The following is a 13,274-nucleotide window of genomic DNA, read 5'->3' on the forward strand; positions in this document are numbered from 1 at the left end:
CTTAGCTGTTAATGGTTGAGTCGGATGGTTTCTTGGTCTCCTCATGTTCAAGCGTGTTGGTCTCTTTCAATGCGATGTTTTCTTCCTCACGCATTGATTTTTTAAAGTCTTTGACTGCGCCGCCAACATCTTTACCAATATTTTTAAGCTTAGATGTCCCGAATAATAAAATAACCACAATTGCAAAAATGATCACATGCCAAATTGATAAACCAGCCATAGTGTTCTCCCTTGTTATTCCTGTCCATGAGAATTGATTTTTACTGTATTGAGATCAACATCCATTGATTCAATTCATTGTTTTAAATAACCTAATCATTTAGGGTCTTACACTTAAAAGCAGTGTATTTAAAATGAATAGGTTTTGAGCGAGTAGGGTATAAGTTAAGTTTTTAAAAAAGAAAATTTCAATAAATTCACAAGAATTTTTTCTCTTTCAGCATTATTTTCACTTTGTTTGTCCAGTCAATTAAATTCCGTTTAATCCTTGGGATATTCTTGTTTAAATCGTCTTTCAATATCGAAATAGCGTTGAAAATAATCATTGCTATGTTTCAGTGGTTGTTTTAGTCATCTCCTGTAATGGATAAATTAAGCAGATGAGGTTCGAGTTGCTTTGGGCTATTCGGCTTGATTAAACAACAAGCCGCTCAACTGGATTGCTGATCCACTATATCTGTACCATACCCCATAATCTGATTCTGTTCCAATGCTTGAATAAGATCATCTTCCTTTATTTTCGAGTTAGACCCAAGCTTAATAGATCGCATTGAGCGTGTTGATTTTAAATACAGGTATAACCAGCATCCGCCGTAATGATTGAACCTGTGATTAGACTTGAGGCATCTGAAGCCAGAAATTGCACAATAGACGCAATTTCATGCGCTTGCCCCATACGGTTAGCAGGTGTCATATCCAGCCATTGATTGACTAAGTTATCTTGGTTTTCAAGGTTTTTTAATAGCGGTGTTTCAATATAGGTGGGGGCAACAGCGTTCACCCGAATATGACGTTGAGCCCATTCAACCGCAAGAGATTTAGTTAAATGATGCACGCCTGCTTTTGAGGCATTGTAGTGACATTGTGGTTGTGGCACGTTGACAATCTGTCCTGACATTGAACCAATATTGATAATCGATCCTCGCCCAGCATCCAGCATTTGACGGGCAAAGCCACGACAAGTCTTAAAGATGCCAGTCAAGTTGATGTTGATGACATTATCCCACTCCTCATCTGTCATATGCTCAGCTGGGGTATTCGTCACAATGCCCGCATTACATACCAATATATCCAGCGCTGGTAATGCTTGAGCAAGCGCGTTAATCGCTGCACTATCCGTGACATCTAAGCTTTCCGCACGTGCAAGATAGCCCTTGGCCTTTAACGCTTGTGCAGTTGTTGTTGCACGATCCAGTAAGATGTCGGTACAAATAACTTCGGCGCCTGTCGCAGCAAGTGCTTCAGCAATTGCTGCACCTATGCCTTGACCTGCACCTGTGACCAGTGCCAGTTTATTGCTTAAGTCCATTTTCTTGCGATAATCCATATCTTTTCTCTTTGTCTTTTCCATTTTATGTGATGAGTGAGCATCGTAACGGTTCACCACGTAAACTGCGTAATGCTTCTTCAGCGGCTAAGCGCTGTAAGGTATCTACCGATGTATCAGAAAAAAACGCTGCATGTGGAGACATGATTAAATGAGGTGCTGTACGTAAAGGCGAGTCTGCTGGTAATGGCTCTTGTGCAAAGACATCGAGTCCTGCGCCTGAGATTTGTCCATTGACCAAGGCTGTGGCTAATGCTGATTCATCAATCAGTCCACCTCTTGAGCAATTTATAATGATTGAACCTTGAGGCATTTTTGCCATCGCCTCAGCATCAATCAAATGACGTGTTGCAGGAGTCAGTGGAACATGTAGCGATAAAACATGGGCAGAAGAAATCACTTGATCCTGTGACATCAGGTGAACGCCTAGTGTTTTTGCTTGCGCTTCGGTGACATATGGGTCAAAGCCAATCATATGACAACCAAAGACTGCGAGGCGTGAGGCATAAGCTTTCGCAATACGTCCCAGCCCGATTAAACCTACAGTGGTATTACGCAACGAACGAATACCTGTAACCATCTGGTCGATCTTCCATTCACCTACGCGGATACCTTGATCATACTGATTGAGTTTACGAGCCATCATCAAGGTCATGGCAGCTGCATGATCAGCGACTTCTTCAATACCATAATCAGGTACATTACATACCTGTATCCCAAGTTGTTTTGCGGCGACGAGATCAACATTATCGACACCAACGCCATAACGTACAATGGTTGCACCAGTTGCCATGGCCTGCATCACACGATGGGTCATGGGTGCAAAGTTGTTGAGTACTACATTTGCTCCTGCAACGGCTTGTACTGTTTCTGCTTCATTATGGCATTGAAATGCTGCAAAACTTGCCCCAGCAACTTGTGCGGCTGCTTGCTCATGTCGTGTATTACCAAAGGCTTGATCAGTGACCACTAATTTCATTAGAGCACTCCTCGTTTTACTAAATTACGCATCAGTGCACGGGTTCCATAAGTCCATGGTTGTGCTTGATCAGCATAAACAACCGTGTTGCGTAATGTGCCTAAAAGCGGAGTCGAGATTTCGACCACGTCACCTGGTTTATGGGTAAAGCCAGAACCTTGACCTTCTCGATCTTGTGTTGGTGCAAACATTGTGCCTAAAAATAACATAAAGCCATCTGGGTACTGATGCGAGTCATTGTAGGTTTGTGCGACCAGATGCGCGGGTTTGCGACTGATTTCCGCCATATTGGAGTGTCCCGACATGCTAAAACCATCTTCTGCACCAGTTACAGACATGTGAAGCGTGGCATTCTCAATATCGCTAAGGGTGAAATCTGAGTCAAATAGACGGATAAACGGGCCAATTGAACATGATGCGTTATTGTCTTTTGCCTTACCGAGTAATAGCGCTGAACGGCCTTCAACATCGCGTAGATTGACATCATTGCCCAGCGTTGCACCACGAATATTGCCTTGGCTATCCACCGCCAACACTATTTCTGGCTCAGGGTTGTTCCATGCTGAAATCCGATTAATTCCCACTTGTGCACCATAACCTACAGCAGACATGGGTTGTGACTTGGTGAAGACTTCGGCATCTGGCCCAATCCCGACTTCGAGATATTGTGACCATAAACCTTCAGCAATCAAGGTCGCTTTAACTTCGGCTGCTTGCTCAGAACCCGCTTGAATATTCGATAAACTGCCCCCGATTAGTATACCTATACGTTGACGTAATGCTTCGGCACGAGCAGGATCCCCCGAGGTTCGTTCATCGATGACACGTTCAACCATACTTTTGGCAAAAGTAACCCCACATGCTTTTAAGGATTGAAAGTCACAGGGCGCAAGTAAGCAAGGATGATCTGCGTGGTAACCCATTTCTGTAGGATCAAGCACCAAATCTTCAACTCTTCCAAGTACTTCACCTGAGAGTTTGTCAAAACGACCAGCAGGATCATGGTCAAGAAAATCAGCCATTGAGATGACCGACTCGGTGACATCAATCAGTATGTTGTCACGTAAGATGACAACCGATGGCCCTTTGTGAGGAAGCCAAACACGTCCAACCAATTTGGCGCTGTTGAGTGATGTGGGTAACATGGAGAATCCTTCCTTTGTTTATCATTTGTTCTATCTAGTAATACTACTTTTTAATTTTAGCTTTGGTCAAGTAGTGTATTGAGTATATGCAGAGATTATTCGCTTATATTAATAGATTATGTATTTATATAATTGTTTTTTAATTATAAATTATTTTATTTTTATTATTGATTTTGATGTTTTTCCAAAGGGTTTTTAGATAATTTATAAATTATTCTTGCATAAAAATAGTATTACTATATATTTTAACAATGAATAACAAGATTACTCGCATAGGAAGGCGTGAAGTAAATGATGAAAAATAATGCTTTAGCTGAATCAATCGCTGTACTCGACAGTACTTTATATATCGACGGAACATTTTCTAAAGGTAAAGGACCTCGCTTGCCTGTGCTAAACCCTGCAACGGGTGAGGTGATTGGTCATATTGCTGCAGCAACAACGGATGAGATTGATGCGGCTGTTTCTGCTGCACGTCATGCATTTGCTTCATGGTCTAAGCTTGTGCCAAAAACGCGTGCGATCGCTTTGCATCGTTTAGGCGACCTTATTGCTGCGGATGCCTTAAATATGGCAATGATCATGACAGCGGAACAAGGCAAGCCTGTTAATGAAGCAAAAGGTGAAATTCTAAAACTCGCTGAAGCATGTCATTTTTATGCTGAAGAAGCCACGCGAGTGCATGGTGAAATTATTCCCAATGATCAACAAGGATTCCAAAGTTTAGTGGTACGTGAACCGATTGGTGTGGTTGCTGCAATTACACCATGGAACTATCCCGCTGAGTTGGTGGGATGGAAATTATGTGCCAGCCTTGCTGCTGGATGTAGCATCGTTATTAAACCTGCTGAATTGACGCCATTTACTGCTTTGGCAATTGCACAAAAATGTCATGCAGCGGGTATTCCTGCAGGTGTAGTCAATGTATTGACAGGTAAAGGCTCACAAGTGGGGCAGGCACTGGTCGAGCATCCGCAAGTGGATAAAATTGCATTTACAGGCTCAAGTGCAGTGGGTTTGCATATTCAACAAAGCTGCCCACAAGTGAAACGTCTGTCTTTAGAGTTGGGTGGCAATTGCCCGATGATTGTCACTGCGAGTGCCGATCTTGATGCAGCGGTCAAAGGTGCAGCACGTCGTAGCTTCCGTAATTGTGGGCAAATCTGTATTGCGATTAATCGCATCTATGTACATCGCGCAGTATATGAGGAGTTTGTTACTCAACTTGCAGCGGCGGCTGATGCATTGAGTGTCGATAATGGCTTGGAAAATCCAGCCGCTGATCTCGGCGCAATGGCATCTGCTGAGCCTTTGGATAAAACGCGTATCCATCTCCAAGATGCTTTGGTTAAAGGTGCACGATTGGTGGCTGGTGGTAAAGCACCAGAGGGGACCCAATATGCCAAAGGACATTTTTTTCGCCCAACTGTGATCGCGGATTGTAAGCATAGTATGCAAGTCATGAGCGAAGAAACGTTTGGTCCTTTGGTTGGGGTTGCGCATTTTGATGATTTGGATGAGGCAATCAGCTATGCCAATGATACGCCTTATGGTTTAGCGGCTTATTGTTATGCACAAAATTTGACAGAAATTCATCGGGTTTCAGCGGGTCTTGACTATGGCAATGTTGCGATCAATAACGTTGACGCTGGAATAATGAATGCTGCTTATGGTGGGCGTAAGCAAAGTGGCGTTGGCTACGAACATGGTCGTGAAGGATTGCTTGAATATTTTAATTTCAAACATATTCGTTTACACCACGGCGTGGAGAATTGATTTATGCAAGTACTTCTAGGGATAGATATAGGAACTTCAGGATGTAAGGCTTTATTGATCGATATTGAAGGAAAAGTTGTTGCAGCCGATATCGCAACTTATCCATTGTCTAGGCCTCGACCAGGTTGGACTGAGCAAGATCCTGAATTGTGGGTGGAGGGTGCTCGTCAGGCTGTCGCAGGGGCATTGGCCAAAGCGCCTCCAGTGCAAATATTGTGTATAGGCTTGTCTGGGCAGATGCATGGCTTGGTTCCACTTGATGCTTCACAGCAAGTTTTACGCCCAGCTATTTTATGGAATGATCAACGTAATCAAGCTGAATGTGATGATATTGTCGTGGCTGCTGGTGGTTTAGATGGATTACTTGCGGCAACCAATAACAGAATGTTGGTGGGCTATACCGGTGGCAAAATTCTTTGGATGCAACGCCATGAGCCTGAACTGTTTGCGCGTATGCGTAGCATGTTGAACCCGAAAGATTATTTGCGTTTACGTCTGACTGGGGTGATTGCCACTGAAGTTTCTGATGCTTCTGGCACAGGCTTGTTTGATGTGCGTTCACGACAATGGGCGATGGGCTTGATTGAAAAGATAGGAATTAATCCTGCAATACTCCCACCGGTATTTGAATCACAAGTGATTTCAGGACACGTCTCAGCAGCAGGTGCAGCACTCTTCGGTCTTCCAGAGGGATTGCCTGTTGCGGGTGGGGGCGGGGATTCGGTAATTCAGACTTTTGGTTCTGGGGTGATTGAGCCGGGTGAATTGCAAACCACACTTGGTACAGGTGGGATCCTCGCTGCTGCCTTAGATACAGCACAAGAAAACCCAAAAGGTCGTTTGCAGGTTTTCTGCAATGTGGCTGCTGATAAATGGCATTGTATGGGTGTCTCCCTCAATGCTGGCAGTGCAATGAATTGGTTTCGTGAGAATTTTTGTCATATTGCTGACGGGCAACATCTTTCATTTGAACAAATTGTTGCCAAAGCAACAGCGAGTACGGCGGGTGCAAAGGGCTTATTGTTTTTACCTTATCTGTATGGCGAGCGTTGCCCACATGCCGACCCTAAAGCGCGTGGTGCGCTTATCGGTCTCACTGCGCGACATGATTGTGGTGATGTTGCTCGGTCTGTGATGGAAGGGGTGGTGCATGCCTTGGCGGATATGTATTCCTTAATGCAGCCATTAGGGATTGAAAAGCATGTGATTAAAGCTTCTGGGGGCGGCGCAAAGTCTACCCTTTGGCGACAAATCCAGGCCGATGTATTTGGTTGTGAGGTGGTGACGACCGATGGTGCTGCTGAAGGTGCCGCCTTTGGTGCTGCATTGGTTGCTGGCTTGGCAATGGGGGTTTGGCCCGATGCACAGAGTGCGATCAAAAACTTTCGGGCAATTTCTAGAGAACAGCCAAATTTGGCAGTCACTGAGGTGTATGCACAAGCGCATGAAATGTATCGCAGTCTCTATCCCGTATTGGGGCAAACGCTTACCGCGTTAAGTTCTCCAATTTTTGACCAATAATTCTCAGGAGTTTTTTATGACTGCTTATTCTGCATTTATCTTTGATTTAGATGGCACGCTGATTGATAGTGCGCCTGATATTGCGGAGGCTTTAAATATTGGCTTTGCTCAAAATGGTTGGCCCAAGCTTGAGGCGCATTTTGTTGAAAAATTTCTTGGCAATGGCCCACGTCGGCTGATTATCGATATTTTAGATGAATTGGATGTTACGTATGACGAAGTAACATTACAGCAAACTCTACAATGTTACCAACAGGCGTATCTGGCCAATCCTGCGGGGCATACCCGAATTTTTCCACACGTACGTGAAGATCTTGAGGCGTTAAAATCGGCTGGGATAAAATTGGGCATTTGTACCAACAAAACCCATGCAATCACTGCTAAAGTGTTGCAGCAATTGGGCTTATCTGAATTATTTGATGTGGCCTTGGGTGCGGATGCGGTACCTGCCTGTAAACCAGATCCAAAACATTTGTTGGCTGTGGCGGACGCGATGAATTTGGTTTCTGGCGGCTGGGCTTATGTTGGCGATACACCCATTGATCAACAAGCCGCAGTGGGTGCCGATGTGCCTTTTTTTGTTGTACCTTGGGGCGGTGGCCCAGAAGTAGAAATTTCTGCCAAGCAACGTTTAAGTCGTTTGGCGGATTTATTACAAGTTTGATTTGATGTGCTGTCAAGTGGCGGCTAGGAGTGTGGTGGTATGACCGTCAGTTTGTTACAGCGGATTCTTCAAGAAAGTGAAAACATGCATCGTGCTGAACGACGTGTGGCTGATTTTGTGGTGACATCCCCATCTGAAGTGATCCAGATGAGTATGGCGAGTCTGTCTGAAGTCTGTTCTGTCAGTGATCCAACCATTATGCGCTTTTGCCGCCGTTTTGGTTTTGAGGGTTATCAGGATTTAAAACTTCAGTTGGCGCAGAGCTTAGTGCCATCTGCACCATTTGCTTATGAGCAAATTATTCCCAATGACAGTATTGAAAATATTGTGCGAAAAACCTGTCGTAATTCACTGAATGCAATTCAGCGCTTGGCTGAAGATTTAGTGCCAGAGCAAATCACGGCGGGAGCAGGTTGCCTACAAGCAGCAAATTGGGTTGGCATTTATGCCACTGGAATGTCTGAAATCAATGCTGTGGATGCAGAACATAAATTTCAACGACTGGGTATCCGCTGTCAGGCCTTGCTTGGTACAAAGCACCAACGTATTCATGCCGATAGCGCCAGACCTGAAGAAGTTATTTTGATTTATTCGCAGTCTGGACATACACGGAAAATGGTTGAGATTGCTAGCATTGCTCGTAAACGTGGTGCAAAAGTGGTTTCGATTACGGCACATGATAGTCCATTGGCACAGATTTCAGATGTGCTGATTGCCGTGCAGCCTTATGAGCATACAGAGCTTATGACGCCGTTGGCTTCACGTCTGAACCATCATCTGGTGACCAATATGTTAGTCACTGCCATTGCAATCGCAAGTGGTAGTCAATTTCCTGATCAATTGCCGGCGCTTGATTTATGGCACACGGATAAGATTTGATCGATTAAAAAAATAGCAGTGAAGCTGCGTAAGTAACAGGAGTACTGAATGAGTAATCAACAGGATGAAGCAAAAAAAGTAGCAGGACGCCGAGTAATTCAGGATTTTATCCATGATGGTATGAAATTGGGCTTAGGTTCTGGAACGACGTCGCATTTTTTTGTTCGAGAGTTGGGTGCACACATCCGAGAACATGGATTAACCTTGACGTGTACCACCACTTCTCGTTCAACCATTGAGGTGGCACAACAGGTGGGGATTGAAATCACGGATCCCAATGAGATCGGTGAAATTGATCTGACCATTGATGGTCCAGATGAAGTTGATCACCAGTTTAATATGATCAAAGGTGGTGGTGCTTGTTTGCTTTGGGAGAAGATCATCGCACACGCTTCTAAACAAATGATCTGTATTTGTGATGAAACCAAGATTGTCGATTGTTTGGGTGGCTTTCCGCTTCCAGTTGAGGTGGTGCAATTTGCATGGAAGCAAACCTTAGCAATGGTTAAACGTGTACTTGCAGAACATGGTATTGACAATATACGGATTGAACGTCGAATGCGTGATGGGCAACCCGTCGTGACAGACAGTGGTCATTTTATTCTAGACTGCCATTGTGGGCCAATAATCAAAGATCCATCACCATTAGAGATTGAGCTCAATCGAATTCCAGGTGTGGTCGAAAATGGTCTGTTTACCCGTGAAGCGGTGGGGATGGTGGTGGCGTGTTTTGATGGAACCTCTTACGTAAAAATGCGATAATATAGTAAAACTATATTTTATCGTTATAAAACTAAAATCGATTTACCAGAATAAAATGGTTGATATTTCTCTTAAATATCCGTGTTTATTATATATTTAAGCTTTTATTGTTTAATTTTAAGTATCTATTTATTGTATCTAAAGATTATTTTTTAAATATTCTGCATGGGATGTTATTGACAGTTTAATTAAAAATGTAGTATTACTAGATTTAATAAATAAGGAATAAAGGAGATATTCCAATGACAAAATCAAATCAGGGCGGAATAACCCGCCGTAATCTATTTAAAAGCGCAGTTGCAGCAGGTATAGGACTGAGTTTGGGGGGAGGGCTGATAGGATGTAGTCGTTCTACATCAACCGCAACTCGTCTTTCAATTCCATATTCCAATAAAAGTCTTGATTACTACTTTTTTGTGATTCAGGAAGAAGCTGTTAAACGTGCGGTGCAAGCCAACTCAGGCGAGTTTCAAGCCACCAATGCAAACTTTGACAGTACCCGTCAGCTTGAGCAGTGGCAGAGCTTACTCTTATCAAAACCATCGGCGATTATTTCAGATTCAATAGACAGTCAGGCGATTGTTTCTGCCATCCAGCGCTATAACCAGCAAAAAATTCCTGTCGGTATTATCGATACGCCTGCGGATGGTGGTGATGTCGCAATTACTGTGAGTTTTGATAATTTTCAAGGCGGTGTCATTGCTGCAGAGGAAATTGTAAGTCGTCTGGTCAAAAAGTACGGAAAGCCAAAAGGTAAAGTCTTAAATTGTTTTGGTGCCTTGGCTTCTGTGGCATGGCGTTTACGTAAAGAAGGCATGGATTCAGTTTTTGCGAAATACCCAGAAATTACCTATTTGTCTCGACCGACTGAAGGGCAACTGGAAAAAATGCTGGCGGTAACTTTATCTACTTTATCTGAGCATCCTGATCTAGATGCAGTACATGCACCTTCAGACTCTCCTGCTCGCGGTATTGCGACTGCATTGCAACAAAGAAATCGCTGGAAGAAGGTCGGTGAGGAAGGCCATGTTATTTTCGTGACGATTGATGGTGAGCCAATTGCTTTGAAATGGATTCAGGAAGGCTATATGGATGCATGTGTATCTCAAGACCCAATTGCTTATGGTGAGATTGCGGTTGAAATGCTAACCAAGCATTCATTGAAAAATGCAGAAGTGCCTTTGGGTGAATACCACAACACCAAGTATTTTTGGGAAAAAGGCGTCATCGTAAAAGGTAAAACAGGACCAACACTGATTATTCCTGCTTTTGTCATCAATAAGGACAATGCAAGCGATGCAAGACATTGGGGGGCAGTGGCTGAGAAGGATTGGGGCATTCCCTATGCTTAATTCGTATTGAGTAAAGCAGACTTGTTCCAGTGATGACAAATAAGCAATGTTGAGAGAAAAAATGGGATTACATGAACGGAATATTGATAAGGCAATTAATGAGAAGATCCTAAGCATTGAGAATGTGACTAAAAGTTATGGTGTGGTTCAAGCACTACGCGGTGTCACGGTTGAGATTGGTAAAGGTTCTATTCATGGCTTGCTGGGTGAAAACGGTGCAGGTAAATCCACATTGGTTGGCATTATTTCGGGACAAGTCACCCCCACATCTGGGCGAATTATTTTAAATGGTCGTGTACTTGAGCATGTTGATGTCAAAGCAATGGTAGCCGCTGGGGTTTTCTTGGTGACACAAGAGCCAATGATCATTGACAACATGACCGCAGAAGAAAACCTGATGCTGGGCATTTGGCCGAATAAAAAAGGCTTTATTGATTGGAAAACTTTGCGTGGCAATGCAAGTCGCATGCTTGAAGGAACCAATATCGATGCCAAAGCGCTAGCAGGGCATTTAAATGCGGTGGCACGACGTAAGTTAAATATTCTACGGGCGATGTTCTCTGGTGGTCGGGTGATTATTTTAGATGAGCCAACAGCGGCATTAACCGTTGCTGATCGCCGTCAGTTATTCGATTTTATGCATAAATTAAAAGCTACGGGGGTAACGTTTATCTTTATCTCACACTACAACGATGAAATTCTTGAAATTTGTGATGCGGTGACTGTATTACGTGATGGCAGTTTGGCAGGTGGTTCTGACAATGTGAGTAACATGAGTGCTGAACAACTGACTGAGTTGGTGATCGGGAGAGATCTTGCGCTTTTTCAACGGGAGCGATGTGATTACACCGGTCAAATCCCTGCTGTTTGTTTAAAAAATATATATGGCAAAGATTTGGCCTTGCAACAACTGAACATTGGTCCAGGCGAAGTGATTGGATTTACAGGTTTGCCTGGCGCAGGTGCCAAAGAAATTGCTCGGGCAATCTTTGGATTGCATCCTGCAAAAGGCTCAATCTCAATGCATGGCGAAGATGCGCAACCTTTAGCAACATCTCCACATGAAGCCTTTGATATGGGAATTGCTTATCTTTCTGATGATCGTCGTCATGATGGGGCGGTGGGACAGATGTCAATTGGATCGAATATTGCGCTTTCTTCTTTATCACAACGCTCAAAATTGGGATTTATCGATCAACAGGCAGAGGATTCGGTGATTCAGCATTATTTTAACGCAATGGGGGTGAAAGCCCCCAATGCTGAATATGCAGTGGATACATTGAGTGGTGGTAATCAACAAAAAGTGTGCTTGGGGCGAGTGTTGGCAGCAAAGCCACGATTGCTGATGGTGGATGAACCGACACGTGGAATTGATATTGGGGTGAAACAAGATGTATTGCGCATCATTGATGAACTTAGTCGTGCTGGTGTTGCGGTCATCATTATTTCAACCGATATGGACGAATTGGTTCGTGTGGTCGACCGGGTGTGTATTTTTGATCAAGGGACTGTAAAAGAAACATTGACGGGTCAGGAGATTACCGTCGACCGTCTACGCGCATCCGTTCAGGCGTGATGTCACGAGACAATAATAAGGATAGATGCAATGAGTAAGGAGAGATGCAATGGGTAATGAAATAGCAGCAGAGAATAAGATCACCAACATTACAGCAAAGAAAAATACCCGCGAAATTTTAGGTTGGGTGCTCCACAACGTGGTCTGGATTTGGTTGATCGCTTTGGTCATCATTTTTGGTGCATTTAATGAATACTTTCTTACCGTGTTTAATTTGCAAAATATCATGGTGCAGGCAACCGTTTTAGGGCTTTTGGGTTTGGCTGTTGCATTGCCATTGTTGATTGCTGAAATCGATCTTTCAATTCCAGCAAATGCAGGTTTTTCCGCTGCTGTAGGCGCACTTGCTTATTCTGATTGGGGATTACCTTGGTTTGCCGCGATTTTACTGGGCTTATTGGTCGGTACTTTTATTGGGTTCTTTAATGGTTGGTGTATCACCCAACTAAAAATGGTTGCGTTGATCCAAACCCTAGCAATGATGATCATCCTTCAAGGTGCACTTTTGGCCTTAACACAAGGCAAAACGCTGAATAATTTTGCAGAAGCTTATACCTGGATTGGGCAAGCAACCCTCGGGACTTGGCCATTAATGCCGGTGGTATTTTTGATCATGTTGCTGATTATTGGCGTGATGTTGAAACATACCGTTTTAGGTCGTTCAATCTATGCTGTAGGTGGAAATCCTGCTGCTTCACTCTCTGCGGGAATCCGAGTGAAGCGTATCAAAATTATGACTTATACCATTTCTGGGTTTCTTGCTGCTCTTGCGGGATTCTTACTGGCTTCATGGCAAATGGCGATTACATCAAATCAAGGCTCAAGCTATCTACTCTATGCGATTGCGGCGCCGATTATTGGAGGTGTCAGTGTATTTGGTGGGCGTGGCAATGTGAAAGGCGTATTGGGTGGTGTATTGCTACTCACGATCATTCAGGTCGGACTTGCAATTATCAATGTGCCTTCTTTTTATGTCGGAATGATTGGAGGAATCATGATTTTTATTGCAGTACTGATTGATGCTTTTCGCGTCCGTTATTTTGGTTAATTTACTCAACTTGATCGAGGAACAAG

At 43.7% G+C, this 13,274-nt stretch carries 12 protein-coding genes; 8 read left to right on the forward strand and 4 right to left on the reverse strand.

What is annotated here, in order from left to right:
* Position 1 precedes the first annotated feature (1 nt).
* The 4 genes from tatA to MTO68_RS08610 form a co-directional block, all read right to left on the reverse strand.
* Positions 2-220, reverse strand: coding sequence for a Sec-independent protein translocase subunit TatA (gene tatA, locus MTO68_RS08595; protein WP_004721526.1), 219 nt, complete (start codon positions 218-220; stop codon positions 2-4).
* A gap of 564 nt (positions 221-784) precedes the next feature.
* Positions 785-1,546 carry an SDR family NAD(P)-dependent oxidoreductase gene (locus tag MTO68_RS08600; protein ID WP_244015628.1) on the reverse strand — a complete coding sequence of 254 codons (762 nt, stop codon included), beginning with the start codon at positions 1,544-1,546 and terminating at the stop codon, positions 785-787.
* Positions 1,547-1,571: 25 nt separating this feature from the next.
* Positions 1,572-2,525, reverse strand: a complete 954-nt coding sequence (locus MTO68_RS08605) for a C-terminal binding protein (protein WP_244015629.1) — start codon at positions 2,523-2,525, stop codon at positions 1,572-1,574.
* The gene (locus MTO68_RS08610; RefSeq protein ID WP_244015630.1) at positions 2,525-3,670 is read right to left on the reverse strand and encodes a fumarylacetoacetate hydrolase family protein; all 1,146 of its coding nucleotides are present in this window, start codon (positions 3,668-3,670) and stop codon (positions 2,525-2,527) included. Before MTO68_RS08610 ends, MTO68_RS08605 begins: the two co-directional genes overlap by 1 nt.
* Before the next feature lie 291 nt (positions 3,671-3,961).
* Between MTO68_RS08610 and MTO68_RS08615 the strand changes: the two genes are divergently transcribed.
* From MTO68_RS08615 to MTO68_RS08650, 8 genes are all read left to right on the forward strand, one after another.
* On the forward strand, positions 3,962-5,446 hold the full coding sequence (locus tag MTO68_RS08615) for an NAD-dependent succinate-semialdehyde dehydrogenase (protein ID WP_244015631.1): 1,485 nt from the start codon (positions 3,962-3,964) through the stop codon (positions 5,444-5,446).
* Between the two features lie 3 nt (positions 5,447-5,449).
* Positions 5,450-6,967 (forward strand): xylulokinase, encoded by a 1,518-nt coding sequence (gene xylB / locus MTO68_RS08620; protein ID WP_244015632.1) that lies wholly within the window; start codon positions 5,450-5,452, stop codon positions 6,965-6,967.
* A 16-nt stretch (positions 6,968-6,983) separates the two neighbouring features.
* A complete protein-coding gene (locus tag MTO68_RS08625; RefSeq protein WP_244015633.1) occupies positions 6,984-7,631 on the forward strand; it encodes an HAD-IA family hydrolase in 648 nt (215 codons plus the stop codon).
* A 39-nt stretch (positions 7,632-7,670) separates the two neighbouring features.
* Positions 7,671-8,510 carry a MurR/RpiR family transcriptional regulator gene (locus MTO68_RS08630; RefSeq protein WP_004721513.1) on the forward strand — a complete coding sequence of 280 codons (840 nt, stop codon included), beginning with the start codon at positions 7,671-7,673 and terminating at the stop codon, positions 8,508-8,510.
* Positions 8,511-8,558: 48 nt separating this feature from the next.
* Positions 8,559-9,272 (forward strand): ribose 5-phosphate isomerase A, encoded by a 714-nt coding sequence (gene rpiA, locus MTO68_RS08635; RefSeq protein WP_244015634.1) that lies wholly within the window; start codon positions 8,559-8,561, stop codon positions 9,270-9,272.
* Between the two features lie 242 nt (positions 9,273-9,514).
* Positions 9,515-10,624 carry a sugar ABC transporter substrate-binding protein gene (locus MTO68_RS08640; RefSeq protein WP_004820493.1) on the forward strand — a complete coding sequence of 370 codons (1,110 nt, stop codon included), beginning with the start codon at positions 9,515-9,517 and terminating at the stop codon, positions 10,622-10,624.
* 46 nt (positions 10,625-10,670) lie between these two features.
* Positions 10,671-12,200: a sugar ABC transporter ATP-binding protein gene (locus tag MTO68_RS08645; RefSeq protein WP_244015635.1), complete on the forward strand. Its 1,530-nt coding sequence runs from the start codon at positions 10,671-10,673 to the stop codon at positions 12,198-12,200.
* Between the two features lie 49 nt (positions 12,201-12,249).
* A complete protein-coding gene (locus MTO68_RS08650) occupies positions 12,250-13,248 on the forward strand; it encodes an ABC transporter permease (RefSeq protein WP_244015636.1) in 999 nt (332 codons plus the stop codon).
* Positions 13,249-13,274: the final 26 nt, after the last annotated feature.

Origin of the sequence: Acinetobacter sp. NyZ410 (assembly GCF_022828975.1) — a bacterium.
Taxonomy (GTDB): domain Bacteria; phylum Pseudomonadota; class Gammaproteobacteria; order Pseudomonadales; family Moraxellaceae; genus Acinetobacter; species Acinetobacter guillouiae.

Bases quoted from the DNA above. Each gene is read 5' to 3' on its own strand.
- MTO68_RS08610 (WP_244015630.1), bottom strand. From the start codon at position 3,670: ATGTTACCCACATCACTCAACAGCGCCAAATTGGTTGGACGTGTTTGG.
- MTO68_RS08605 (WP_244015629.1), bottom strand. From the start codon at position 2,525: ATGAAATTAGTGGTCACTGATCAAGCCTTTGGTAATACACGACATGAG.
- MTO68_RS08645 (WP_244015635.1), top strand. From the start codon at position 10,671: ATGTTGAGAGAAAAAATGGGATTACATGAACGGAATATTGATAAGGCA.
- rpiA (WP_244015634.1), top strand. From the start codon at position 8,559: ATGAGTAATCAACAGGATGAAGCAAAAAAAGTAGCAGGACGCCGAGTA.
- MTO68_RS08600 (WP_244015628.1), bottom strand. From the start codon at position 1,546: ATGGATTATCGCAAGAAAATGGACTTAAGCAATAAACTGGCACTGGTC.
- MTO68_RS08630 (WP_004721513.1), top strand. From the start codon at position 7,671: ATGACCGTCAGTTTGTTACAGCGGATTCTTCAAGAAAGTGAAAACATG.
- MTO68_RS08640 (WP_004820493.1), top strand. From the start codon at position 9,515: ATGACAAAATCAAATCAGGGCGGAATAACCCGCCGTAATCTATTTAAA.
- MTO68_RS08650 (WP_244015636.1), top strand. From the start codon at position 12,250: ATGGGTAATGAAATAGCAGCAGAGAATAAGATCACCAACATTACAGCA.
- tatA (WP_004721526.1), bottom strand. From the start codon at position 220: ATGGCTGGTTTATCAATTTGGCATGTGATCATTTTTGCAATTGTGGTT.
- xylB (WP_244015632.1), top strand. From the start codon at position 5,450: ATGCAAGTACTTCTAGGGATAGATATAGGAACTTCAGGATGTAAGGCT.
- MTO68_RS08615 (WP_244015631.1), top strand. From the start codon at position 3,962: ATGATGAAAAATAATGCTTTAGCTGAATCAATCGCTGTACTCGACAGT.
- MTO68_RS08625 (WP_244015633.1), top strand. From the start codon at position 6,984: ATGACTGCTTATTCTGCATTTATCTTTGATTTAGATGGCACGCTGATT.